At 45.5% G+C, this 25,373-nt stretch carries 24 protein-coding genes and 2 pseudogenes; 20 read left to right on the top strand and 6 right to left on the bottom strand.

What is annotated here, in order from left to right; translation table 11 throughout:
- Nucleotides 1-253 precede the first annotated feature (253 nt).
- The 9 genes from W04_RS09290 (at nt 254) to W04_RS09250 (ending at nt 6,289) form a co-directional block, all read left to right on the top strand.
- A complete protein-coding gene (locus tag W04_RS09290; RefSeq protein WP_045979600.1) occupies nt 254-676 on the top strand; it encodes a hypothetical protein in 423 nt (140 codons plus the stop codon).
- 297 nt (nt 677-973) lie between these two features.
- Nucleotides 974-1,387, top strand: a complete 414-nt coding sequence (locus tag W04_RS09285) for a MerR family transcriptional regulator (protein WP_045979599.1) — start codon at nt 974-976, stop codon at nt 1,385-1,387.
- Between the two features lie 101 nt (nt 1,388-1,488).
- On the top strand, nt 1,489-3,732 hold the full coding sequence (locus W04_RS09280; RefSeq protein WP_053910627.1) for a heavy metal translocating P-type ATPase: 2,244 nt from the start codon (nt 1,489-1,491) through the stop codon (nt 3,730-3,732).
- An 11-nt stretch (nt 3,733-3,743) separates the two neighbouring features.
- Nucleotides 3,744-4,097 (top strand): cupredoxin domain-containing protein, encoded by a 354-nt coding sequence (locus tag W04_RS09275; protein WP_004589267.1) that lies wholly within the window; start codon nt 3,744-3,746, stop codon nt 4,095-4,097.
- A gap of 9 nt (nt 4,098-4,106) precedes the next feature.
- Nucleotides 4,107-4,442 carry a DUF2933 domain-containing protein gene (locus W04_RS09270; protein WP_016708242.1) on the top strand — a complete coding sequence of 112 codons (336 nt, stop codon included), beginning with the start codon at nt 4,107-4,109 and terminating at the stop codon, nt 4,440-4,442.
- A complete protein-coding gene (locus W04_RS09265) occupies nt 4,435-5,100 on the top strand; it encodes an isoprenylcysteine carboxylmethyltransferase family protein (protein ID WP_016708241.1) in 666 nt (221 codons plus the stop codon). Before W04_RS09270 ends, W04_RS09265 begins: the two co-directional genes overlap by 8 nt.
- On the top strand, nt 5,084-5,506 hold the full coding sequence (locus W04_RS09260; RefSeq protein ID WP_053910626.1) for a hypothetical protein: 423 nt from the start codon (nt 5,084-5,086) through the stop codon (nt 5,504-5,506). Before W04_RS09265 ends, W04_RS09260 begins: the two co-directional genes overlap by 17 nt.
- Nucleotides 5,507-5,516: 10 nt before the next feature.
- The gene (locus W04_RS09255) at nt 5,517-5,888 is read left to right on the top strand and encodes a hypothetical protein (protein ID WP_019677951.1); all 372 of its coding nucleotides are present in this window, start codon (nt 5,517-5,519) and stop codon (nt 5,886-5,888) included.
- Between the two features lie 50 nt (nt 5,889-5,938).
- Nucleotides 5,939-6,289, top strand: a complete 351-nt coding sequence (locus tag W04_RS09250; RefSeq protein ID WP_004589646.1) for a hypothetical protein — start codon at nt 5,939-5,941, stop codon at nt 6,287-6,289.
- Nucleotides 6,290-6,505: 216 nt separating this feature from the next.
- Here the strand turns inward: W04_RS09250 and W04_RS09245 are convergent.
- Nucleotides 6,506-6,982: pseudogene (locus tag W04_RS09245) on the bottom strand (MauE/DoxX family redox-associated membrane protein); the annotation flags it as partial.
- 58 nt (nt 6,983-7,040) lie between these two features.
- Here W04_RS09245 and W04_RS09240 point away from each other — a divergent pair.
- The 3 genes and pseudogenes from W04_RS09240 (at nt 7,041) to W04_RS09230 (ending at nt 10,044) form a co-directional block, all read left to right on the top strand.
- Nucleotides 7,041-8,252, top strand: a complete 1,212-nt coding sequence (locus tag W04_RS09240; protein WP_053910625.1) for an IS256 family transposase — start codon at nt 7,041-7,043, stop codon at nt 8,250-8,252.
- A 205-nt stretch (nt 8,253-8,457) separates the two neighbouring features.
- Nucleotides 8,458-8,706 (top strand): annotated as a pseudogene (locus tag W04_RS09235) (PhoH family protein); the annotation flags it as partial.
- A 435-nt stretch (nt 8,707-9,141) separates the two neighbouring features.
- Complete coding sequence (locus W04_RS09230; protein WP_053910624.1) at nt 9,142-10,044, top strand: diguanylate cyclase; 903 nt, start codon at nt 9,142-9,144, stop codon at nt 10,042-10,044.
- Nucleotides 10,045-10,075: 31 nt separating this feature from the next.
- Here W04_RS09230 and W04_RS09225 read toward each other — a convergent pair whose 3' ends face one another.
- Together W04_RS09225 and W04_RS09220 are read right to left on the bottom strand one after the other, a co-directional pair.
- On the bottom strand, nt 10,076-10,453 hold the full coding sequence (locus W04_RS09225; RefSeq protein ID WP_053910623.1) for a DUF3192 domain-containing protein: 378 nt from the start codon (nt 10,451-10,453) through the stop codon (nt 10,076-10,078).
- Nucleotides 10,454-10,592: 139 nt separating this feature from the next.
- Complete coding sequence (locus tag W04_RS09220) at nt 10,593-11,537, bottom strand: D-2-hydroxyacid dehydrogenase (RefSeq protein WP_053910622.1); 945 nt, start codon at nt 11,535-11,537, stop codon at nt 10,593-10,595.
- Nucleotides 11,538-11,701: 164 nt separating this feature from the next.
- On the opposite strand from W04_RS09220, the gene zntR reads away from it, so the two are divergent.
- The 4 genes from zntR (at nt 11,702) to W04_RS09200 (ending at nt 14,884) form a co-directional block, all read left to right on the top strand.
- A complete protein-coding gene (gene zntR / locus W04_RS09215) occupies nt 11,702-12,115 on the top strand; it encodes a Zn(2+)-responsive transcriptional regulator (protein ID WP_022946337.1) in 414 nt (137 codons plus the stop codon).
- Nucleotides 12,099-13,265 (top strand): SO_0444 family Cu/Zn efflux transporter, encoded by a 1,167-nt coding sequence (locus tag W04_RS09210; protein ID WP_197275954.1) that lies wholly within the window; start codon nt 12,099-12,101, stop codon nt 13,263-13,265. Before zntR ends, W04_RS09210 begins: the two co-directional genes overlap by 17 nt.
- A 103-nt stretch (nt 13,266-13,368) precedes the next feature.
- Nucleotides 13,369-14,481 (top strand): 1-acyl-sn-glycerol-3-phosphate acyltransferase, encoded by a 1,113-nt coding sequence (locus W04_RS09205; protein ID WP_053910620.1) that lies wholly within the window; start codon nt 13,369-13,371, stop codon nt 14,479-14,481.
- A 154-nt stretch (nt 14,482-14,635) separates the two neighbouring features.
- The gene (locus W04_RS09200; RefSeq protein ID WP_053910619.1) at nt 14,636-14,884 is read left to right on the top strand and encodes a DUF1289 domain-containing protein; all 249 of its coding nucleotides are present in this window, start codon (nt 14,636-14,638) and stop codon (nt 14,882-14,884) included.
- Here W04_RS09200 and W04_RS09195 read toward each other — a convergent pair.
- Nucleotides 14,879-15,586, bottom strand: a complete 708-nt coding sequence (locus W04_RS09195; RefSeq protein WP_053910618.1) for a transporter substrate-binding domain-containing protein — start codon at nt 15,584-15,586, stop codon at nt 14,879-14,881. The genes W04_RS09200 and W04_RS09195 overlap by 6 nt on opposite strands.
- Nucleotides 15,587-15,804: 218 nt before the next feature.
- Here W04_RS09195 and W04_RS09190 point away from each other — a divergent pair, with 218 nt between their 5' ends.
- The 3 genes from W04_RS09190 to W04_RS09180 are packed head-to-tail and all read left to right on the top strand — an operon-like array spanning nt 15,805 to nt 20,889.
- Nucleotides 15,805-16,014, top strand: a complete 210-nt coding sequence (locus tag W04_RS09190) for a DUF3283 family protein (RefSeq protein WP_026111308.1) — start codon at nt 15,805-15,807, stop codon at nt 16,012-16,014.
- Nucleotides 16,011-16,439, top strand: a complete 429-nt coding sequence (locus tag W04_RS09185; protein ID WP_053910617.1) for a GNAT family N-acetyltransferase — start codon at nt 16,011-16,013, stop codon at nt 16,437-16,439. Before W04_RS09190 ends, W04_RS09185 begins: the two co-directional genes overlap by 4 nt.
- The gene (locus W04_RS09180; RefSeq protein ID WP_053910616.1) at nt 16,432-20,889 is read left to right on the top strand and encodes a diguanylate cyclase domain-containing protein; all 4,458 of its coding nucleotides are present in this window, start codon (nt 16,432-16,434) and stop codon (nt 20,887-20,889) included. The genes W04_RS09185 and W04_RS09180 overlap by 8 nt, the downstream gene beginning before the upstream one ends.
- Nucleotides 20,890-20,894: 5 nt before the next feature.
- Here W04_RS09180 and W04_RS09175 read toward each other — a convergent pair whose 3' ends face one another.
- Both W04_RS09175 and W04_RS09170 read right to left on the bottom strand, forming a co-directional pair.
- Nucleotides 20,895-21,842, bottom strand: a complete 948-nt coding sequence (locus tag W04_RS09175) for an ion transporter (RefSeq protein ID WP_053910615.1) — start codon at nt 21,840-21,842, stop codon at nt 20,895-20,897.
- Between the two features lie 6 nt (nt 21,843-21,848).
- The gene (locus tag W04_RS09170; RefSeq protein ID WP_053910614.1) at nt 21,849-24,524 is read right to left on the bottom strand and encodes a bifunctional acetate--CoA ligase family protein/GNAT family N-acetyltransferase; all 2,676 of its coding nucleotides are present in this window, start codon (nt 24,522-24,524) and stop codon (nt 21,849-21,851) included.
- Between the two features lie 68 nt (nt 24,525-24,592).
- Between W04_RS09170 and W04_RS09165 the strand changes: the two genes are divergently transcribed.
- Nucleotides 24,593-25,309: an SIMPL domain-containing protein gene (locus W04_RS09165; RefSeq protein ID WP_045979577.1), complete on the top strand. Its 717-nt coding sequence runs from the start codon at nt 24,593-24,595 to the stop codon at nt 25,307-25,309.
- Nucleotides 25,310-25,373 lie beyond the last annotated feature (64 nt).

Raw genomic sequence — 25,373 nt, 5'->3', positions numbered from 1 at the left:
GCTTAAAGCTGAACAATTGGAAAAATGATCCCTTACTCAATACCTAGTTATGAGCGTAGGGTTTTTATTTTTTTTATGGTGCTCATGCTTGGCTTCAATCTCATGAGTATAAATCAGACACCCCTTTTATACTTGTTAAGTTTAAGCTGTTTAAAAAAGTAAAAAGTTTAGGTTTTAGTTCAAAGGTTGATCAAGATCATAAAATTATTTTTATAAAGTGGCTAATATTGTAGGAGCTAAAGAAGGAATGATAATGTTTGGACTTTTCAGGTGGTTTAAAATAGTGATAATAACTGTGTTGCTTACGCAGCATAGTTTTGCTACAGCTAAGCCAATGAATTGTGAAGAACATCAAAATGGATCTTCCGACACGCATATTATGCAACGAAGCAAAAATATTCACCATCAATCAATGAATGACAATAGTCACTATCACACTGTAAACTCGCAAGACTCTAAACACCGTCATGGTGATGAAGTCTGTGAAAAATGTAAAGCTAGTGATTGTGTTTGTTGTGAGGGGGGATTTTGTTCAAGCTTTCATTTAAATCCCTATCTTGTGCAAGCGCAAGAGGAAGGTATTTGCAATATTTACTCTGAGCTATTTCTACAGCGTACACCTCTACCAAAATCTGGTATCCATCTCTTACTTTATCGTCCACCAATTATTGGCTAATCACGGGATCAGTGCGTCTTTTTTTCGCCACTCCCATCAAAAATAGAATGACTTATTCATTGATTTAAATAATCAATTGTTTTGAACGATTAGTACGATATTTTGAAGGCACTATGAAAATTCTCAAACTATTGCCATTTACAGTACTTAATGCTGTCGATTTTGGCCGAGATTTCTCTTTTACCAAAAAATTATTTTTTAGCTTATTCACTAGAATTAGTACTTGACCTGTGTCTTAGACACAGGTCTAAGCTGTAGGTGAGAGTACAAACTTAGGTGAAAAACTAAGGAGTAAATATGAAAGTAGCAGAACTGTCAAAAAGCCTTGGAACGACTGCTGATACGGTGCGCTATTACACGCGATTGGGACTGTTAAAACCTGCTAAGTCAGTGAACGGCTACAAGTCATACTCGAATAAAGAAGTATCGAGACTTAAGTTCATTTTAAGTGCCAGAAATCTTGGTTTTTCCGTTGCTGATATCAAGCAAATTCTTAATGAATCTGAAGATGGTACAAGTGCGTGCCCATTAGTCAGAAGCCTCATCAAAGAGCGGCTTGAAGAAACAGAAAAACAGTTTCAAGCAATGTTGGCACTTCGAGGGAAAATGTCTTCAGCGCTTTCTCAATGGGAAGAAATGGAAGACAAAGCACCGACTGCAAACATGGTTTGTCATCTCATCGAAAACTTTGAGCAAATTAAAAAGGCATAGGAGGAAAAATGGTAACTACTAATACAAATATAGAAACCGAATCAGGCTGTTGCTGTCAGGCAAAAACTCAATCCTCTTCGTGTAAAAGTAAGGAGAATACGTTGGAAAAAACATCACAAAGCCAACAGCTCATCATTGAAGGCGCTGGGTGTGCTAGCTGTGTAGGCAAAATTGAAGGGGCGTTAAAGGCAACTCATGGAGTCGTCAGTGCAGAAATGAATTTTGCTGATAGGACTGTAACAGTTTCTGGGACAGCTAAGACAGAAGAATTGATCAAAGCTGTTGAGTCAGTGGGGTATAACGCGAAGCCAATTGATGATAGCTCAGCAACAGATGCGCTTGACGAGAAAGAGGCGGCGGATTGGGCATATTACAAAAAGCTAATGCGCGATACGTTTATTGCCCTTTCACTCGGCGTTCCTTTGATGATCTACAGCATTGTAGTTGGAGAAATGACAGTTGAAACAAACCTTGAACGCATGTCTTGGCTGGTTGTCGGTATTTTAACTTTTGGTGTTATGTATTTTTCAGGTAAGCATTTTTATGTTGGCGCTTGGAAAAGCTTTAAAAACCACTCCGCTAATATGGACACACTAATAGCTTTGGGAACAGGTACAGCTTGGGTGTACTCAATGGTTGTTGTGTTTGCACCTGACGCCGTTCCATTGATGGCACGACATGTCTATTTTGAAGCTACCGCCATGATCATTGGCTTAATTGATTTAGGTCTAGCATTAGAAATAAAAGCCAGAGGTAAAACCTCTGAGGCCATTAAACGTCTTATCGGCTTGCAGGCCAAAACGGCAACTGTAGTTCGTGATAATAAAGAGGTTCAGATAGGTATCGAACAGGTTTTGCTTCATGATGTTGTGAAAGTAAAGCCGGGTGAAAAAATTCCCGTAGATGGCGTTGTATTGGAAGGACACACCTCTATTGATGAGTCCATGCTGACAGGCGAACCTATGCCTGTTGAAAAAGCCGAAGAAGATGAGGTTGTCGCTGGTACTTTGAACAAATCAGGCATGATTTTATTTAGAGCGACACGCGTTGGTAAAGACACGGCGCTTGCACAGATCATCAATATGGTGAAACGAGCGCAAAATTCAAAACCGCCGATTGGCCGCTTGGCCGATGTTATTTCCGCCTATTTCGTTCCTGTAGTCATGATCATCTCGGTGTTAAGTGCGTTAGCATGGCTTAACTTTGGCCCTGAGCCAGCAATTGCTTTTGCTATCGTATCAGCAACTACTGTGCTTATTATTGCCTGCCCGTGTGCTTTAGGCTTGGCAACGCCTATGTCTGTCATGGTGGGAGTAGGAAAAGCAGCAGAAGCCGGAGTACTTATTCGCAACGGTGAGGCACTGCAAACCGCCTCTAAAATCACTGCCATGATTTTAGATAAAACGGGCACTATTACTGAAGGGGCACCTAAGGTAACCGATATTGTTTTAGCAAAAGCTACTGACGAAAAAGACGTACTACAGCTTGCAGCAAGTTTAGAAAGCGGCTCAGAGCACCCTTTAGCGCAAGCGATTGTTGAAAGTGCTTTAGATAAGGATATTGAGTTACTAAAAATTGAATCGTTTAATGCTATTACGGGTTTTGGTGTAGAAGCAAACTGTAACAATAAAGTCCTGCTTTTTGGTAACGATAAACTAATGAAGTTAAAAGGCATAGACCTCACAGGCTTTGTTGGAAAAGCCCAGTCTTTAGCCAAAGAAGCCAAAACACCTATGTACTTTGCTGTAGATGGTGAACTTGCCGCAATCATTGCTGTCGCAGATCCCATTAAGTCAGACTCAATCTCTGCTATCAAACGGCTTCAGGCTAATGGTATACGCGTCATCATGTTAACGGGTGATAACAAGGAAACCGCTGCCGCCGTAGCTAAAAAAGCGGGTATTAGTGAGTTTCTTGCTGAAGTGCTGCCAGAAGATAAAGCCAACAAGGTGAAAGATCTACAAGAAGGCGGCGAAATTGTTGGTATGACAGGAGATGGCATCAACGATGCTCCTGCGCTAGCGTTAGCCGATGTTGGCTTCGCCATAGGCACAGGGACTGATGTAGCTATCGAAAGTGCTGACATTACCCTAATGCGTGGTTCACTTCATGGCCTTGCCGATGCCATAGCGGTAAGCAAAGCTACTTTACGAAATATCAAACAAAACTTGTTTGGCGCGTTTGTCTATAACGTAGCCGGGATTCCTTTTGCTGCGGGGGTTCTATATCCCTTCTTTGGCATTCTGCTTAGCCCTGTAATTGCAGGTGCTGCAATGGCGTTTTCGTCATTGACTGTAGTGTCAAATGCAAATCGACTTCGCTTTTTTAAAGCAAAAGAGCATTAAGGAGAATCACAATGATGGTTATTAACTTATTAGGCTTAATGTTAATCGCGCTGATTGTTTGGTGGTTTTGGCTATATAAACCCAATAAAACAATCGTTCAAGGTAATGAAGTACTCATTGAAGTGAGGGATGGCGTGTATTCCCCATCCTCAATTCAGGTGTCTGCTAGCCAACCTGTCACTCTGAAGTTTATGCGCAAAGATCAATCCCCCTGCGCTGAAACAATGCTTATTCCTTCATTGGATATAAGCGAACAGCTTAAATTAAATGAAATTACTCAAATTACCCTATTGAACTTATCACCGGGAGAGCATGAGTTTCACTGTCAGATGCAAATGTATCGCGGTGTCTTAAAAGTCGTTTAGGAGGGCAATATGAAAAATCAACACCCTAATTTTTGGTCAACACCTACAGGCTGGGCTGCACTGGCACTTATTGCCGCAGTGACCTACTTCTTAGTGCTTGAGCATGGTCAACATACGCTGCAATTTCTTCCCTACTTGATTTTATTGCTATGCCCCTTGATGCACGTATTTATGCATGGCAGTCATGGTAAACATGGTCACGATCATTCACATGCGCCTGATGAAAAAAAGGAAGAGAGCTTTCAAGAACTCACGGATAAAAATGCAGCCTATCGCGATGGCTACATACAAGGCTTAGAAAAGGCACGTAAGGAATCACATAAAAAGGAGAGCAGTGATGAATGAAACATATGATTATGGCTTATGGTCAATGGTGATACTGAACTCAGCAATTTTTATCTTTTTTGCCTTTAGTTTTGTCAAACCAAAAACATCAACTGATTGGAGAAGTCTAAGCGCGTTCTCTGCCTTTATTGTTGCCCTATTTACTGAAATGTATGGCTTTCCTTTAACTATCTATTTTCTGTCGGGGTGGCTGACGGAGACCTATCCAGAAGTAAATTTCTTTGCGCATGAAAATGGGCATTTATTACATACTTTCTTTGGATTTCAAGGTGATGCCCATTGGGACCCATTTCATATAGTGAGTATGGTGTTTATTGTTGCAGGTTTCTTTATGTTGTCTTCAGCATGGAATGTATTGCATCACGCGCAAAAACATCATCAATTGGCTACAACTGGATGGTATGCAAGATGTCGCCACCCACAGTATGTAGCTTTCATTCTAATCATGTTCGGCTTTTTATTGCAGTGGCCGACAATCCCAACACTTGCGATGTTTCCGATCTTAGTCGTTGTTTACGTCAAGCTAGCGAAACGCGAAGAAGCACAGGCGATTGCTGAATTTGGTTCGGAGTACCACAGGTATATGGAATCGACACCAAGTTGGATCCCAAGTTTTAATAAAAGTGTAGAAGGTAAAAATCATGAAAACGTTAACTAAATCAATTTTATTTATTGGTTCACTACTGATAACCACTAGCTCATTTGCCCAAAACAATGAGCATAAACATGAAGGTGCGAACAAAGCTGGTATGCATCAAGGCATGACAATACCACATGAGAACATGGGAGAAATGCATAAAAAGATGATGGAAATGAAAAAGGAAGTCCATGCCATTAAAACTGAAAAAGATCCTGACAAGCAACAGCAGATGATGGTTGAACATCACCGTTCAATGATGAAGATGATGCAATCCATGCACAAAAACATGGAAGAAATGCCAATGCATCAACAAATCAAGATGACTGAACATCATTTAGAAATGATGGAGAACATGATGCCGCAGATGAACCGGAAAATGGAAGAAATGAAAGATAGCAATCAACAGCATTCACACAAACATTAGGAGAAAAATTATGAGCGATTTAGATCATAGAGTTGGCGTTAGAGAGCAAAATTTAGTTGTTCGAAATCTAAAGCTTAGCAATGTCACAGAAGAAAGCTGTGACGAGTTAGTAAAAGAAATAGATCAGCTTTTTGGTATAGATGAAGTTAGTTACAACATCAAAGAAGGTGAAATACACCTTGCCTATGATGCCGCAAACGTAAGCCTTGATGGGATTGAGGAGGTAATCCGTAAGTATGGCGCAGATGTTCATGATGATTGGTGGACACATACTAAAGAAAGTTACTATAAATTTGTTGATCAGAACATCAAAGATAACTCTGTTCATAAGCCTTGGAGTTGTCATCAAGCACCTTCGGGGGCTGGCCGGAAAAACAAATGAATTCATAAAAAAGTGTATAGATAATTAGTTAGTCAAATGAGGTAACAGTGATGAAAACACCCTATATAAAAGCTCTTTTATTGCTTACATTCGGTTTATATTTAGTGGGTTGTTCCAATACCACTTTTTATCATAAATACATGATGAGAGGTCAGGTAGTAGAAAGTTCTGATAATCGAACTCTAATCTGTATTGGTGCTAAGCATGGCGCAGAGGTTGGGCAAAAATACAGTGTTATTAGATTCCATGAAAGAATAGTATTGAGTGAAGGTGAAGATCCCTACACTATCGAAAAGGTAGGAACGGTACAAATTACTAAAATTGTGAATGATCATTTCGCAACTGTAAAGCTAGTGTCTGGTGACATTGCAGCGAAAGATATGGTGGAACTTGAAAACTAATAAAGTGGTGGCGAAAGCCACCACAAGAGCATAACAATAAAACTTAATGAAAAAGCTTTAGTGTTATTTTGTACAACCTTTGAGATTGTTTGCTCAGTTCTGGTTATCTTGATGCCAGTACGACAGAAAAAATGTTACATATGGATTAGAAAGGTGTGGGCTGGCATCCTAGGTCTAATCTTAACAGTTAAGGGGCCGCCGAATAGAGCTATACCTTTACATCAGCAGCATAATCAATGCTCCCGCGATCATAAATAAGTTTTCAGATAGCGATACAAATCCAAGTGGCACACTGCTATCGCCGCCTACACAGGCACACTTTAACTGGCGTTTGTCAATGTAAACGGCTTTGAAAACTGAAATTGCTCCAACTGTGCCGATAAACAATGAAAATGGTGCCACTGCGAGAGGCTGTAGTTGGGCAACCATACCAATACCTGCATATGCTTCAATGAAGGGATAAATATAACCATATCTTATCCATCTCATCGCTAGTAAATCATAAGTAATAAACGAATTTGTGAAACTGTATAGGTCTTTCAGTTTTTGCACCGCTAAGAGCGTCATTGAAAAAGCTATAAATAGCATCAGTGTTCTGATGGAGATAAATGAGCCGGAAGCAAAATGTTGAGATGCGACAGCAAGAAGTGCAGCTATCGAGAAAATGGCTACAACTGGCGTGTAGGTTGTGCCGAGAGTGTAAAAATATCTGTGTAAGTGGCATTCTTAACCTGTTGAAAGGAAATGCAGAATGCCAATATCAGACAAACTTATCGATCAGCTTTTAGAAGGCTGTGATTCCCCCGAAGACATCCTCGGCGAAGCCGGATTACTTAAACAGCTCACCAAAAAGGTTGCCGAGCGAGCGTTGAACGCCGAGATGGAACAACATCTTGGTTACGCTAAAAATGCATCGGAAGGCAGGAATTCCGGCAACTCCAGAAACGGTAAATCCAGTAAAAAGGTGCGCTCCGTTCACGGCGAAATCGATCTGGATATCCCTCGTGACCGCAGCGGTAGTTTCGAACCCAAGCTTATTAAAAAGGGCGAGAAGCAGCTCAACGGTTTCGATGACCGGATTATCTCGTTGTATGCACGGGGCATGACAACCCGTGATATCCAGGCGCACTTCGAGGAATCTTATGGTGTGGAAGTATCACCAACCTTTATCTCTCAAGTTACCAATGAAGTGATGGATGAAGTAAAGCAGTGGCAGCAACGCCCACTGGACGCGCTTTATCCCGTCGTTTACCTTGATTGTTTGGTGGTACGTAGCCGCGATTCTGGTGCGGTACAGAACAAATCGGTTTACCTGGCGCTCGGTATCAACACTGATGGTGAAAAGGAGCTGTTAGGCTTGTGGATGGCTCAAACCGAAGGCGCTAAGTTCTGGTTGTCTGTGATGAACGAACTTAAGAACCGTGGAGTGCAGGATATCTTCATTGCTTGCTGCGATGGCCTGAAAGGCTTCCCTGAAGCCATCGAAGCGGTTTACCCGAAAACACAAGTGCAACTGTGTATCGTGCATCAAATTCGTCATTCTCTGCGCTATGTGAACTGGAAACAACGTAAGGTCATTGCCGCTGACCTGAAACGAATTTACGGTGCAGCCACACTGGCCGAAGCGGAACTGGCTTTGGCTGAGTTCGCTGAAAAATGGGATGACCAACATCCAACAATTAGCCTGTCCTGGCGCAATAACTGGGAACGCCTGAGCGTCTTCTTCGACTATCCGCCAGAAATCCGTAAGGTCATTTACACCACTAATGCTATCGAATCTCTAAATGCCAGCCTGCGAAAAATAACCAAGACCAGACGGTCGTTCCCGACTGACGACTCAGTGATGAAAATACTGTATCTGGCGCTTCACCAGATATCGAAGAAATGGACAATGCCAATTAGAGACTGGAAAGCGGCCATGAGTCAGTTTATGATTATGTACAGTGACCGTGTATCACTATGATTAACAGCCACTTACACAGAAGTTCTTACAGTCTCTATCTAGGTGAAAAGACAACCCTTTTCCAGCGTTGACTGATGTTTTTATTATTTTAGTTTTTGTTGTATTTAGCATTATCATTTTCGATCACCTCTGAACGACAGTATGTTTGTAAAAGCTTTTTGGTTCAAGTTTCTTTAGGGTATGATAGTATGGTAACAGTTCGAGGGTGTTGCTTGATGAGAGTCAGAATTTAACAGCCTCACAGTTGAAAACGATCATCACGCGCTGCGGGGCGGGCACTAAATTGATTTGTTCGGGGAATCTGGCGCAAATAGACAGTAACTATCTGACCCCAGTGACATCGGGTTTGACCTATATCGTTGAGCGCTTTAAGCATTTCGAGGGCAGTGCCACCGTAAATCTAAACGGTGTGGTGCGCAGTCGCCTTGCTTCATTTGCTGAAGAAAATCTCTAAGCATACAAGCTAATTCACTGTGTATGTGGCTAGGGTCTGTTGATCTTTGCTGTTCTATTTTTGTTCTGTTTGAGCGTGCTTTTATCGCGGCGCTCGATGTGTGGTCTAGTAATCTAAGCGAATATCGAGCAACAATGAGAAAAGTGCGCTCAAAAGAATCGTTCGGCAGCGCTTGATTGGCTTTTCTACTGTGTTATCGGCTGGCTCACATAGAATAACTATGCCACGCAGCCTCTGCCTTGTATAAAACCCAATCAAACTGCTGCAAAAACGAACTTGAAAGGTCAACAGACCCTAATTTCTGCCATATATTCAGTGAATTGTTAGGTATTTATGTCTAAACTGGGTAAATACGTTAAATAGCGGATTATACGTGATTAAAATCATACTTTATCATTGGTTTTGTGAGCGGTTTAGACAAACTAGGGCAAATAAATGAGGCCAGCGCGCATTCTTGTTGTCGATGATGACGAGTTAAGTAGAGTGATTTTGGAAAAAACACTGAGCCCCAAGCACAACGTAATTTGTGTAGAAAGTGCTGAGGCCATGTTTGAGTGGTTAGCGACTAACAGTGTTGATCTGATCTTGCTGGACATCGTCATGCCCGGTATGGATGGTTACGAAGCGCTGCGTAAGCTTAAGCATGATGAGCGCACACAGCCTATTCCTGTCATTATCATTTCCGCCAATGATTCTCTCGTTGATGAAGCTAAAGGCCTTGAGCTCGGAGCCATGGACTACATAACCAAACCCTTTGGTAGTGCCATAGTGCGCGCGCGCGTTAAAAACCAGCTGACTATCAAGCAAAAGAACGACCTGTTAGAGATGCTGGTCAGTATCGATGGCTTAACCGAAATCCCCAATCGCCGCTATTTTGATGAACAGCTCTCGCGGGAGTGGCGGCGTAGTGTCCGCGCTGGGCTGCCGTTGTCTGTGGTGCTCATCGATATTGACTTTTTTAAACGCTACAACGATCACTATGGCCACCAACGCGGTGATGAGTGTTTGAAGAAAGTGGCTTCAACCTTGGTGGCCAATTGTCAACGCGGTAGTGACTTCGTCGCTCGCTATGGCGGTGAAGAATTTGCTGCTGTGCTGCCAGGGAGTGAAGAGGGGACAGCCATGGCGTTGGCACAAAAGCTAAAACGCGTTATAGAAGAGCTTAACGTGGCGCATATAGACTCGCCTGTTGCTGACCATGTCACTCTCAGTATAGGGGTGTCCACCTATCCAGGTTTTGGTGACGCGCAATCGGAATCACAGCTTATTGAGCGCGCTGACAAGGGTCTTTATAAAGCGAAGCAACAAGGGCGTAACACCATTGTATTTTTCGCATAAAAAAGAGCCACCCCTGTGGGTGGCTGAACGTTTATAGCTTATTGATAAGCGCTTGGTAGGCGCTGTCACCTACACTGACTAAGGCGCCGTCAGCAAAAACCAAAGGAGTGCATTCGTCCTTTGAGATTTTGCCATCAGACTTTTTACTTTGCGTGGCGTAAAATAACACTTGGTAGTTGTCTTGTTGATGACGGAACGATTCACTGAAATCTGGCGTTCCCAAAGAATTTTTCACCAGCGCAAACCCCGTACCTAGCTGCAAGTCAGCAATATATGTGCGGTTGTCTTTTTGTTGCTGCTGCCAATCACTGCCAGCCCAACGAGCATCAGCATCGCCATCATTCACTGAAACAACACAGCCTCCCAGTAAAGGAAGGGCGACTAAAGCGGCAATAAGTGTTTTTTTCATTGTTATATCCGTTATTAAGTATTGTTAACACCTAGGTAAGATAACAAATTTAATGCCAATATTTATTTGTCTTTATTATCATTAGGTTATTAAATTATCAAGGTGTCTCTTAGGCCTAGAAACCCATAGTTTAGTGAATCTAACTAACCTGGTTGCGGATTTCACCATTGGCAAACCCAATAATATTTTTCGCCAATTGTTCAATGAGGCGGTCGCGGGCTTGGCGAGAGGCCCAAGCAATGTGTGGCGTTAACAATAAGTTATGGCCTTGATAGGCAATTAATGGATTATCTGCGGTGGCAGGCTCACGTGTAAGCACATCTAACGCCGCACCGGCTATATCACCTTGCTCTAGGGCCGCAACGAGCGCTTGTTCATCAATAATAGGGCCACGAGCTGTATTGATGAGCACTGCACTTGGTTTCATTAAAGCGAATGCGTCGGCGTTAAATAGGTGCTGAGTCTGTGGCGTTAAAGGGCTATGAATAGAGACCACATCAGCGTTTTGCAGTGCTTGTGCAAAGCTAACCCGTCCTTCTCGTACTGGCTGTCCTTTACGCTCCGCAACAATGACCTTCATAGCGAAGGCTTCTGCGACGCGCGCCACCGCCTGACCTAACTCGCCATAGCCGATGATAGCAAGGGTTTTATCGGCAAGCTCCTCAATGGCATAATCCAAGCGACAAAACATATCACTTTGTTGCCAAGCACCGTGATGGCAGTCATTAATGTAGCGATGAATGTTACCTAATAAGGCGTTGAGTAGGGCGAAGGTGTGTTGTACCACTGAGGCGGTAGAGTAGCCAGCAACATTACATACTGTGATGCCTTGCTTGGCAGCGGCTTGTAAGTCGATATTGTTGGTGCCGGTAGCAGCAACGCAAATCAATTTAAGCTTGGGTAGCGATTGCATGTGTTCAGCATTTATCACTACTTTGTTGCTAACAATAACCTCGGCATCTTGGCAACGAGTAACAACGGACTGTGGCTCAGTTAGCTCATGAGAATGGAAGTCTCCGAGTTGCTCCAGTGGGGCTAAGCTATTGTCACCTAAAGTTTTTGCATCAAGTAGTACTATGTTCATAACTCTCTTCTCTCGTTTCGCCAGTTAGACAAAGTAGGCGTTAAAATACGGTGGTTTAGCACTAGTCTTTCATGGTGACTTGGCGGACGCAAAAAAAATATTGACCTTGGAGTTAACACTAAGGTCTAAAATCAGTGACAGTTAAATAACTGCGAGAAAAACTAATGCGAATTTCAGAGTTAGCAAAAAAGGTGGACATGAGTCCCGATACGCTTCGTTACTACGAACAGCAAGGGCTATTACAGCCGCCTAATCGCACTGCAGCAGGATACCGGGATTATACGCACGCCCATTTAGCACAATTAAACTTTATTCGTCGCGCTAAAGACGTCGGCTTTAGTTTGCAAGAAATCTCTGAGTTATTGAAGATTAACTTTGAGAAACAGCAGCATAGCTGTCATGAAGTGAAGCAACTTACGCTGCGTAAAAAGGCACTTGTGGCAGAGCGTATCGCTGAGTTGCAACGCTTTTATGCCTCTCTTTCACAATTAGCCGAGCAGTGTTGTGGCACAGAATTACCGGCAGAGCATTGTTCAATTTTGACCGCATTGGAGGACGTTGATGGACTTACTCACTAATTTTTGGCAACTGTTTGTGCTATCTGCACCTTGGCTGATGCTGGGGCTGTTTTTAGCTGGGCTCATCAATGTATACCTTCCTGCTAACTTTTTGCAACGCCACCTTGGTAAAGAAGGCTTTTGGACAACTGTGAAAGCGGCTTTTATTGGCGCTCCCATGCCATTATGTTCTTGTGGCGTGATCCCTGCTGCCGTTGGGCTCAGACGGGCAGGCGCTTCGAAAAGTGCGACTACGTCCTTTTTAGTCTCCACGCCTGAAACTGGTGTCGACTCAGTGTCCGTATCCTACGTCTTACTGGGCCCTTTTATGGCTATTATTCGTCCTATTGCTGCAATTACCAGTGCCATTACCGCAGGTGTGCTAGTAGGTAAAGAGCCTAAGCCCGAGGCAACCCCAACACAGACATCGTCGCCGAGTTGCTGCGCCGAAAGAACGCCACAGCCGAGCACTTCATGTTGCACCAATAAGCAACAAGCGCCAGCATCCCAAGCTCCCACGCAGGCACAACAGGCTGATAATACAGCGCCGGCCTCATGCTGCAGTAGCCGCTCAAAAGCTACAAAAGAGCCCCGTTTCATGGCTAAGTTTAAGCAAGCGGTGCACTTTAGTACCACGAAACTGTTAAACGATACCGCCATGTGGTTAATGATTGGTCTGTTTTTCGCGGCGTTAGTGCAAACTTATGTGCCCGCTTCTTACTTAAGCCAGTGGGGCAGCGGATTATTGGCGATGACGGTGATGGTGCTTATCAGTATTCCAATGTACATTTGTGCCACGGCATCTACGCCAGTTGCTGCTGGACTGCTCATTGCTGGAGTATCGCCAGGCGCGGTATTGGTATTTATGCTAGCAGGACCTGCGACTAACATTGCCACGCTCGGTGTTGTTGGTAAGGAGTTAGGCAAGCGCGCGATTGTTGCCTATCTCAGTGCTGTCATTGGTGTAGCTTTAGCATTTGGGTATTTAACGGATTGGCTGGTGGCACGGTTCGACTTTGCAGTGAGCCCTTTAGTTGGGCATCAGCACGAGCTTATGGCACCGTGGTTATCGCAAAGCTTAGCCGTGATTTTACTGCTGTTGTTATTACGCTTGGTATGGCTGAAATTGCGCGCCTGGCAAGCACCTGCGCAGCACCATGATAATGCATAAAGGGTTGTATCCCTTACTGGTAAGAGTTGATAAACTTAGCGAATACGTAAATGGCGCGATACAATAAGCGCCGTTTTTTTGCCTGTGGTAATAAGGTGTAATCGTGGATAAGTATGCAGACATAAGACCCTATAATGACGACGAAGTAGCAGATGCTGTTGCCCGGTTGGTAGCAGATAATGACTTTGTTGATTTGATAGCGAAGCATAATTTGCCCGGTTGGCTTGCCGGTATGCGCTTTCTATCTCGCCCGTTGGTGCGTGCGAGCCTGAAACGTAAGTGGGGCCAAGTAAACTCAGTGCGCCAGGTTCAGCTTGAAGTTGTGCATTATCTTGAGCGCATCATCCACAACACCACCTCAGAGGTCACCTATTCAGGGCTAGACAAGCTCGATAAAAACCAAGCATATCTATTTATCTCCAATCACCGTGATATTGTGCTTGATCCCGCGTTGGTGAATTTTGGCTTGCACCAACATGATATGAGTACCGTGCGTATTGCCATTGGAGATAATCTGCTACAGATCCCATACATCACTGAGCTGATGCGCTTAAACAAAAGTTTTATTGTAAAACGCTCGGCAAAAGCACCCAAAGAAATGCTTAAAGCGTTATCACAGCTCTCAGCCTATATTTATGACTCGTTGCAGGGTGGCCACAGTATTTGGATAGCCCAGCGCGAAGGGCGTACCAAAGACGGTTTTGATCAAACCGATCCGGCGTTATTAAAAATGTTGCAATTGAATGGGCGCAAGCAAAAGAAAGAGTTTGCTGAGTATGTACGTGAGCTAAAAATTGTGCCGGTGTCCATTTCTTATCAGTATGAACCGTGTGCGATATCCAAAGCGAAGGAGCTCTATCATAAAAAGCACCACGGCGAGTATATAAAATCTGCCGGTGAGGATATCAGCAGTATAGTGGAGGGCTTTACGACCAATAAAGGCCATGTCCACCTCGCTTTTGGTCAACCGGTGCAAAGTGGCTGTGATACTCCAGAGGATCTTGCAAAAACCATCGATAAGCAGATTGTTGAATCTTTTTATTTGCACCCAGGCAATTACATTGCCGCTAAGCACGGTGATGCGGTAGTTGATTCCGAGTCCGTCGATGTCAAAGAGTTTGATGAGCGTATGCGTGCGATTCCCGAAGAGCTACGGGATCTCGTTACGGCCTTGTATGCGCGCCCAGTACTGCGCAAGGAAGAAATGGATACCTAGGCTGGTAATTCAGAGTCTTTGGCATTAACGTTATACCTAGGGTTGGTTTTTAAAACACACCAAGGGTAATAAAGGCTAGGGTAGTCAATGCGCTCAGCGTTATGCGCTGCAAGCAGCATTGGGCCGTGGCCTAATCACACTGGGTAGAGCGTACATGCAGCAGCTGGAAATCTTTTCTATTGATAGCCCCTGCAAAGGGGTATGCCAGGTCAATAACCGTGGTTATTGCCTAGGCTGCTTTCGTTCTCGTGATGAGCGTTTTATGTGGAACCAACTCAGTGATGAGCAAAAACGTCACGTTAACCTACTTTGTCATCAGCGCTATAAGCGAGCAATGCAGCGTAAGCAACAACAGGGTGACATCAACACACCTGATGCGGGGCAGGGAGAGCTTGATTTATAAGCCGTGCTTTTGTTTCAGGTAGTCAACAACGCCATTTTGTTTAAGGGTGTTTAACACCTCAAGTAACTCAGGGATCAACGCCTCATGGCGTTTATGCACGTAGTGGTAGCTGTAGTAATCGTTAAGATGCTGGCGATGATAGCTGGGGTTGCTATGGCTGTCGAAAGCCTGTTTGAGGTGAAAGTCTAAGATGGCAATGCCATCAACTTGTCGTTGGGCTAAGAGATTTAATTGCGCCGACACGCTTTTTAGGCCGAGCCGCCGGCCTTGGTAATTTTGGCTGTCGAGGTATTGTTCCGCTACCGGGTAACCGCTGCGCAGCACCACGCTATTAAGATCGTTCAGCTGGCACTCGGCGCAGCGCGTAAGCATGATCAACTCAAACTTAAACAATGGAAAATCAACACGAACCAAATTAGCGTAACGAGATTCAATTGCAGCAATGCGCCCTAATTGCCCGTCTAAAGTTCCCTCATCGGCAGCGCGTAATGCTTGTGGCTGGTCAAACTCTATCAACTCAAGCTGATATCCAAGCTGATCATAGGCTAAATCCATAAGTTCAATAACATAGCGAGCTTGTGGCGTATCAACAGGCTTGTTAAAGGTCATGTTAGACGATGCATAGGCGCTAACAGATGCACTCAGCAGCCATAGCGAAGTAACATAGAGGATGGTGCGTTGTAACAAGGTTGAGTTAAGCATGCTATACCATAGTTTATGCGTGGCACTTCCTTGTTTCACAATTGGGCTTACTCCGTTACCCATGTAAAATACGTGTTAAATTTCGCCACTATTCTAGGGAAGTTAGATAGGTTTTTCTAGCACTTGTCGCAACTAATCAACAAACTATCTACTTTTGCCCTAGGTCGGATTTGGTATAGTATAGTCAGGATATGAACACCAACCTGAGTGTAACTGCGATGAGTTTCAATTTGTGCCTACTGCCTCGCGAAGAAAAGTACCGTATTCAGCTAGACTACGAGGCCTCATTTTGGGCTTACCAAATAGTGCGTGGTAAAAATGCCCGCGACAAAGTTTATGAGGCGATTAATATTCGTCCTGTCTCTGAGCAAAACTATCTCAAGCAACAGTTTGAACATTATTTGGCATTGATGAGTGCATCGCGATGAGCGACGTTGATGTGCAGCGCCTTGCTGACATCGCCACCCCATTAGTTAACAAGTTTTATCAGGCTTATGGGGCTCGAGGTCGTGCCTCTAAGGCAGACCAGGTCTGGGTAGCCAGGGCCGATAGTGGCATCATTGGTGCAGCTCGCTTATTGCACTTATCGGAAAACGTGCTACTCGTTGGCGTGTTTATTGCCCCACCGTGGCGGCAAAACGGGGTTGCTCGGGAGTTAATCAGTACTGTGTGCCAACACCAAAAGCAGCCCGTTTTTAGTTTTATTTACGCCCATTTAGCCGCTTTTTACCTCAGCTTAGGGTTTCAGCCAGAACCCGATTTGCCCGGCGAATTACAACAGCGATTTAATGCCTATCAGCGCCAAGGACGGAATATCTTGGCATATTGCCTGAATCGAGGAAACCATGCTTAGAGCTTTGCTAGTGTGTTGCTGCTTCTTAGCGTGTGCAGTGAGTGCCAAAGTACAACGACTGTCGCCAAATGAAGGGCTGTCGCAAAGCTATGTCAGTAATATGTTGATCGATAAATACGGCTATTTGTGGTTGGGCACCGAAAGCGGTCTGAATCGCTATGATGGTTATCAGGTCATTGCTGTGGCCGGAGACAATGGCGAGCTTGATGAGGCGATGATCGACGCACTCTATCAAGACCAACAAGGTCATATTTGGATAGCCTCATTACTCGCTGGCTTACATCGCTTTGACCCTGATACCGGGCGTACTGAGCAAGTACTGGGGCCGCCACAGAGCGACGACGTTACGTTCGCTAAAGCGGTATTTACTATGCTGGCTATTGGTCCCAATGAGCTTTGGCTTGGTCGTGGTGAGGATGTGGCGAGCCTGAATATAGAGACCGGCGAAGTTACCTCATTGTTCACGCTGGAGAGTAAAGATGAGCGCTCTTTAGTAAGGCAGATGTTTAAATTCGGCGAGCAGGTCTATGTCGGTACTAGCTCGGGTGCCTATATCTATGATTTGCAGACTAAGAAAGTCCGTTCTTTGGCACACCTTCCCGCAGGCATCAGTGGTATTCACCGTAATAATGTGAAGTCTTTCGCGGTGATAGACGCTGAACATTTGTTGGTTGGCACGGTAAAGGGTCTGTATCAGCTTGATATTAACGCCGATGGCTCGCTCGCCGCTGATGCACATTCACCTGCTAGCGAAATGTTAATAGCTGACTTGAACATATGGCAAATGCAGGTGTTAGGCGAAGACACCGTACTGTTGGCCACTGATAAAGGCTTATTTGAATTTAATATTTCCACCCGAGCTCTGCGTAAACGTCGCCAACTTATCGACAGCGAGTACAGTTTGTCAGACGCCAGTATTATCGCTATGCAAGAGACGCCGCAAGGGGATTTGTGGGTGGGAACCAAAAGTGATGGCGCCTTCTTTTTACCGAAAAAGCATTTTCAATTTGATAATCTAACAGCACAGAATTTACGTGGCGAGGGCCTGTCGCACCACAATATTTGGGCATCCACTGTGGTCGATAATACCCTTTATTTGGGGACTCACAATGGCCTTACTATTGTCGATACACAGCACAATAGCAGCCAAATTTTGTACAAAAACTATTTGAGCGATCAGCTTGATAATGCCTTTAGTATTTACAGGCTCATTCCTTTTGCTGATCAGTTACTGTTAAATACTACACGAGGCTTATTCTATTTCGATATTGATAGTACTGAGCTACATCGTGTTATTGCTACCAACAATGATCAGCAACAGTATTTGCAAGGCTGGTTACATGGCCTATACAAAACCCCAGATAACCGCGTATATGGAGTGAACCAAGACCAAGGATTCTTCTATTTCGACTTAGATACGAAAGTGCTCACGCCGCTGCACGGCGACCTTGATGAGTTTGACCCCTTCCTAGCGCTCGGCTTCAACAAACCACTGCCTGATAAGCCGAACCAACCCTTATTTTACAGTGGTGGTCAGTTGTTACGCCTTGATAGCGAGCAGCAAAAATTACAGCTGCTCTACGAAGTACCTCAGTCCCATGAAAACTTGGCGGTGAATCTCAACAGCTATGTCGTCGACCATCAAAATGTTTTGTGGCTATCGTTTTCTAACTTTGGACTAGTGGCGCTGGATGCGCGCACATTCGAGCTGATTAAACGCATCGATTTACAGAAACTAGGACTGGGGACCTTAATGTATGATTTGGTGCTGGATGAGCATGGCATGATTTGGATGAGTAGCCACAAAGGTATTTGGCGTTTTAATCCATTGACTGAGCACTTTCAGCAATATACCACCGAAGAAGGGTTGGCCACGAATGAGTTTAATGGCGGCTCTTTTAGCCGTTTTGATGATGGTCGAGTGGTGTATGGTTCCGTTAAAGGTGCAACACTTTTTTACCCACAGCAGAACCAGCCGCAGCGAGCGTTACTTAAGCGCGTCAATATTACTTCCGCGCAGCTCGCCTATCGGGAGTTAGATAAACAACTTAGCCCGTTAGAGCAAGTGCATCTAGAGCATGATGATATCGGTTTAGAGGTGTCTTTTGCGGCAATGATATATAACTATCAAGACCGTATTATTTTTCAATATCAGCTTGGCGACAGTCCCAAAGCACATACCAAAGATAATAACCGGGTGGTATTTTCAAAGCTTAACCCAGGTTTACATACTCTCAAGGTGTGGGCACAGGACCCATTCACAGGCGAATTTACTGATCCCGCACAGCTGCAAATCAAGGTTGATTACCCACCTTGGAGCTCACCTTTTTACCTGACTTTATATGTACTGCTGGGGGCGACCCTGGTGGGCTTGTGGCTGTACCGCCGTAATCAGATTCAGCGCATGATTATTGCTGCCCACAATGAGAGTAAAGAATCAGAAGCTCGGCTAAAACTAGCTTTGGACGGCAGTCACTCTGGGGTATGGGATTGGCGACAAGAGGGTAGCCAAATATACCAACCGCGCCTGCGCGAAGAGCTTGGTTATGACTACGATAGTTGCCACTTAGATGACTATTTAGCGCTTATTCATCCTGATGAGCGGCAAAAGTTCCGTATTGAGTGGTTAGAGTTCTTGTCCACAGATAAGGGTTACTTCAACTGTGTGTATCGCCTGCGTCACAGCAACGGTTTATGGCGCTGGTATAAGGACTTTGGCAAAGTCATGGCGTGGCAAGACGATTTGCCTATGCAAGTTGCGGGTACCTATACCAATATGACCCGAGAGTTGGTATTTGAAGAAAATGCGCGGCTATTTGGTGCGGCGTTTGAGCAAACCAGTGATTGGGTGATTATTCTTGATCATAAATTGCGTATCCGAGCCACTAACCAAGCGTTACGGGAGCATTTTAACTATTCGCCAAGTACACGCTCAAGTCGGCACCTCACTCTTGGGTTGAGTAAAAATACCCGTATTAACTACTTACGTATCTTGAATGACCTCAATGTGGGTGAGCATTATCAGAGTGAGGAAGTTGTCATTATTAAAAGCGGTGAGCAGGTACCGGTACTATTGAAAATGAGTGCGGTGGCAGATGCTGAGCACCACCTCACCAGCTATATCATTATCCTTACCGATATCAGCGCGCCTAAAAACGCTCTCGCCAGTAAGCGTGAGCATGCCCATTACGATAGTTTAACGGGCTTGCCTAATCGGGCTCTTTTTATGGACCGAGTGGAACATGCGCTGGAGCAATCAGCGCGGCAACAAAACCAGTGTGCATTAGTGCTGATTAATATTGCCAATCTTAATAAAATCAATAGTGCGCGTGGCTTCGAAAGTGGTGATCAGCTGTTACTTAGCCTCGCTTATAGGCTACAGCGTACGGTACGTTCGCAAGACAGTCTAGGGCGTGTGAGTGGCGATGAATTTGCCTTGCTGTTGGAGAATATGGACGATGTCGAACATATCGTCACTGTGTGTAAAAAAGTACGCGATGTATTAACTCAGCCGTTCAAACAGCGGGTCATGGAACCGCTGGTTGAGGTTAGCCTTGGGATCGCGCTTTTTCCACAAGACGCGCAACGCAGTGACGAGTTATTAAAGTGTGCTGATTTGGCGATGTATCAGGCAAAGCGTCTAACCGGGAGCCATTGTCAGTTCTTTAAGCCGGAAATGAACGCTTATGTGCAACGGCGCATAGACACCGAAAAAGCAGTGGCATCTGCTTACGAGCAATGTGAGTTCGTCAATCAGTATCAAGCTATTTTTGCAGCGCAGAGTCAGCAAGTTATCGGCTTTGAGGTGTTATTACGCTGGCAAAAGCAGCAGCAATTGCTTGCTCCTGACGAATTTTTAGTTCATGTGCGCAAGCCCGAACTATGGTCTAAGTTATTTTTACAAACCCTGGAGCGAGCGATACTGGAGAGCCAGCTTTGGTTGCGCCAACGTCACGATCTGATTATAAACATGAACCTGTCCGGGCGCGAGTTTAGCCAGCCTGGGTGTACCGGCGATATCACTCACCTGCTGCGCAGTTTTAACTTTCCTCTCGCGCAGCTGATGTTGGAAATACATGTCAATGATTGGCTGCAGTTAGACGAGCAAGCCAAACAAGCATTGCAAATGCTTCAACAAGAGGGTGTAAAAATAGCTCTGCAGGTCAATCGTGGTGATGACTTTTGTGTCCCTGAACTGTGTGGTGATACGCTCAGCGCAGTGAAGTTGGGTCCGCAGTTAGTTGCTGAAATTTGTATGGATATGTCGGTGCAAGCTAAAGTCACTCGTTTTCTCAAGGTGGTTAACGCTCTGGAGCTTACCGTGATTGCCGTTGGTGTGGAAACTGAGCGCCAAGCACGGCTGATGCGCGACATCGGCTGTGCTGCGATACAAGGGTTTCATATGCAGCGCCCAGCCTTGGGCGACAGCATTGCTAGTTTGCTTAAGTAAGCGTACTAATTTAGATGATGCCCACAATGTGGGCAAAAGCGCTTTAAAGGATGCTTTTCTCGCACTTGTTGCTCTATTTGCGCGCACTCTTGCTTGCTAAGACCCAGCTCTACTCTTAATTCGTCGAGATGTTCACGATCATCAAGACAAATTACTCCGTCTTCCATCAGTTGGTAAGCTGTTTCGCTGTATCTATCACGACGTTGGCGCAGTTGGTCGGAAAAGCTAGATGCCAATAAACCGGTGGGAATGGCCACCATCCCCATACTTAAAATGGTAATGATGCCACCGAATACCTTGCCTAACCCGGTGATCGGCACGACATCGCCATACCCTACGGTCGTCAGGGTGATCAATGCCCACCACATAGCCTTGGGAATAGAGCCAAACTTATCGGGTTGGACATCATGCTCTAGTAAGTAAATGCCACTGGCGGCGACGATTAAAATCACCGCCATAATAGAGAAGGCCGCAAACAAAGAGCCACTTTCTTCTCGAATGGTTTGCAGCAGCAGCTGCATGGCCCGCGAGTAGCGTGTGAGTTTGAAGATACGCAGCAGTCGTAAAACCCGCAAAAAGCGCAAGTCGAAGGACACAAAGAACACTAGTAGAGAGGGCAGAATAGCCAATAAATCGATAATGGCCATGGGCGAGCAAAGGTAGCGCAGGCGCCGTTGCGTATCACTCAAAGTGCTGTTCTCAAAGCGCTCCAAATCAACACTGGTCCAAAGCCGAGCTAAATACTCAAGGGTAAAAATGCTCACCGATATAAGCTCAAAATAAGCGAAAAAGCCAATGTGCTGTTTAGCAACACTGGGCACCGACTCAATGACAATAGCAATGACATTAGCGAGGATCAGGGCCACTAAAATAGCGTCAAAGGCGTAGCCGTAACGACGTACCCGGCCTCGTGATTCAAATACTTGTGCTAAAGTGCTTCTTATTCTTATCATCGTTTCTCATTCATTATTCAGCGCCAAGATCATCTCTATCGTGCCTTCTTCAAAATCGCGACGCACAGTAAACCCGAGCTTGCGAGCCAGCTCAATCATCCCGGTGTTCTCCCACAAGGTGGTCCCTTGAACGCTGGCAACCCCTTGCTCTTTACAGTAATCAATGGCCGCTTGCAGGAGCAGGCGGCCTAGGCCCAAACCTTGATACTGTGAGCCAATGACAATGGCAAACTCCGCAATGGCATTATCTGGGTCCATAAGTACCCGTGATACACCTAAGGTGCAGTCTTTAGCATGGTGTTTACGGGTGACAATAAAGGCCATTTCCCTGTCGTAGTCTATCTGGGTCATTTTCGCTAATTGTTCATGACTAAAATGGGGCATTTCGCCAAAAAAACGGCGATAACGATCCTCTTTCGACAAAGATTCATCAAACTCACGGTGTGCTTGCTCATCTTCGGGGCGGATAGGGCGCAGTAAGGCTTGAGAGCCATCTTTGAGTGTCACCGAGCGCTCCCATTCTTTAGGGTAGGGGCGAATGGCCAAGCGCTTACGATGTGCCAGGCGTTGGTAGTGACAGATTTCAATACAAGCATCGAGCACCAAAAACTGGCCTTGTGTGGCAAGCAGTGGGTTTAGCTCCAAGTGATGAATATCCGGTTGATCGATTATCAGCTGTGATACCCGAGTGAGCAGTGCGCAGAGTCGATATTTATCCACTTTTTCTGGTAGCGTCCGCTCCTTGAGTACGCCCTTATCTTGGGCGCTGGCAATCAGGTACTTGGCCAAATTCATGTTTAACGGCGGCAGAGCGACTGCCGCTTGTGAAAAATCAAGGGCGCTCCCAGCCTCACCCAGCAGGATCACTGGCCCAAATTGGGGATCGGTTTTAATGGCAATGCGCAGCTCATGAGTACCGGCGCGCGGCACCATAGGTTGGATGGAAAAGCCATGAATATTTGCCTGTGGGTAGGTTTGCTTGATACGCAGCAAGATAGCAAACGCGGCTTGCTCTACCTCATGTGCATCATTGAGATTGAGCACCACGCCTCCGACCTCAGATTTGCTAGCAATGTCAGGGCTAATCAGCTTTAACACCACCGGAAAGCCACATTCGCTGGCCACCTCAGCAGCTTCGCTGGGAGTGGTGGCGATATGGGTAGTCACCGTATCAATACCATAATAGGCCAACAAAGGTGCCGCTTGATGAGTACTGAGGTAGGTTTCACTGCGACTTAAATGAGCATCAATAGCACTTTGGGTATCTTGGGCGTTAATTGCTAACTCATCAACGATGGATTCAGGGGTTTGCGTTAAGTGCTTTTGGTTACGGCGATAGTTAATTAGGTGCATATATGCGCCCACTGCGCCCTCTGGTGTGCGGTAGGTGGGAATGCCCCCTTGAGCGCATATCTTGCGCGCTTCATAGGCGGCATTTTCACCCATAAAATTGGTCATCACAAAAGGACGACGACGGCTATCGACTTGGGCCACGGTATCGACAATGATTTTCGCATACTCAGTACTCGGCGCCAGTGCAGAAGGAGTGTGAATAATTAATAAGTTCTCCACTTCTTTGGCTTCGAGCAATATTTTCAAGGCTTGTTGATAGCGTCCCGGGTCGGAGTCGCCGAAAATATCCACCGGGTTAGCGGCTGCTTCTGATTGTGGGATCACCGCATTGAGCGCTGCCAAGGTTTGGTCACTGAGCTCACAGAGTTTACCGGAGCTCTGTAGCAGGCTGTCCACAGCCATCACCGCCGGGCCGCCGCCATTGGTAAGAATACACAGCGGTTCGACTTTGAGCAGTTTAGGGTGCAGCGCCAGAGTTTGCGTGGCGGCAAATAGCTCGCGTAAATCAGCAACTCTGAGCATACCGGCGCGCTGAATAAGAGCATCGTATACCGCATCTGAGCTAGTGTTGCCGCCGGTGTGAGCGAAAGCAGCTTGGGCGCCGGCCTCGGTACGTCCGGTTTTGATAACAATCACCGGTTTACTAAAGGCAGCAGCACGCGCCGCAGAAATAAAGCCACGAATGTCTTTGAGGTTATCAATGTAAAGTAATACCGCTTTAGTGCGCGCGTCGCGACCGAGAAAATCAAGTAGCTCGCCAAAATCGATATCGAGGCAATCCCCGACAGAGACAAAGTAAGAAAAGCCAATATCTTTGTGTTCGGCCCAGTCTAAAATGGTTGAGCACACCGCTGCCGATTGGGAGATAAAAGCGAGCCTCCCCGGACGGGTGACAGTGTGTGAAAAGCTGGCGTTAACGCCTAAATGGGGGATCATCAACCCCAAGCAATTGGGCCCCAGTAAATTCATTCCCAGCGCCTTACAATGCTGCGTGAGGCTGTGTTTTTGCTCGCTGCTAAGCCCGGCGGCGATAACAATAACGTTGCGGCATTGGCGAGCGGCTAATTCACTAAGTAAGCCCGCAATGGTCTGTTTATTGGTGCAGATCACCGCGAGACTGGGTGTTTGTGGCAGACTGGCAATATCGGCATAGGCCAGTACCCCATGTACCGCTTCATATTTCGGTGTGACTGGCATTATGGGGCCATTGAAGCCCCCTTGTAGCAAGTTACGCATCACGATGTAACCAGGGCGCGAGGGGTTATTAGAGGCGCCAATAACGGCAATCGATTGGGGGTTGAAGAACTGACTAATGCGTTTTACGCTCATAGCTCACTCTTTTTGGTACACTGATCACTGAAATATACTCTCACACTTGCTGCAAAAGGAAAGCACCAATGCACAAAAGTATAACGCACATCAATATATTACCGGCATTTTTGTTGGCTTTGGGGCTGGCCTCAATTGGTTTTTTGCTACACAGCGCCATAGTGCAATTTAAAGCCATGGACAGAACGGTCACGGTTAAAGGTTTGGCCGAGCAGCAAGTGCCTGCAGATACCGCCATTTGGCCCATTGCCTTTACCGAGGCGGGGGATAAACTCGATGATGTGATGGCGGCGGTGGAGAAAAAGCAAGCTGCTGTGGTGGCCTTTTTAAAACTGCACGGTTTCAGTGATGAAGAAATATCCCTCGGCCAGGTTGCGGTGGTAGATAAGAAAGCTCAGCAATATGGTCCAGAGCAAGTGGGGTTAAGGTACTTGGTGACAGCGAATATGTCGGTGTACAGCCAAGACCCCGAAAAAGTTCGTCATGCGAGCAGTCAGATCAGTGAACTGGCAAAACAAGGAATTGCTGTCAGTGGCGATAGCTACAGCAATCGTATTGAGTATTTATTCACGAGCTTGAATGACTTAAAACCGCAGATGATTGAACAGGCAACTCATAATGCCCGTGAAGTGGCGACTAAATTTGCCCATGATTCGCAATCAACGCTCGGCAAAATTAAGTCGGCGCGCCAAGGCCAATTTAGCATTAGCAGCCGCGATTCCAACTCGCCGCATTTAAAAAAGGTCAGGGTGGTGAGCACCATTGAGTATTACTTGGTGGACTAGCTTCCAGGCTGCGGACTTTAGTGCGAACATAAAAAAGCCGTAACAAACATTTTGCTTGTTACGG

Origin of the sequence: Pseudoalteromonas sp. SW0106-04, from assembly GCF_001293805.1 — a bacterium.
GTDB classification, from domain to species: domain Bacteria; phylum Pseudomonadota; class Gammaproteobacteria; order Enterobacterales; family Alteromonadaceae; genus Pseudoalteromonas; species Pseudoalteromonas ruthenica.
This window is presented reverse-complemented; position numbering and strand designations above follow the sequence as displayed.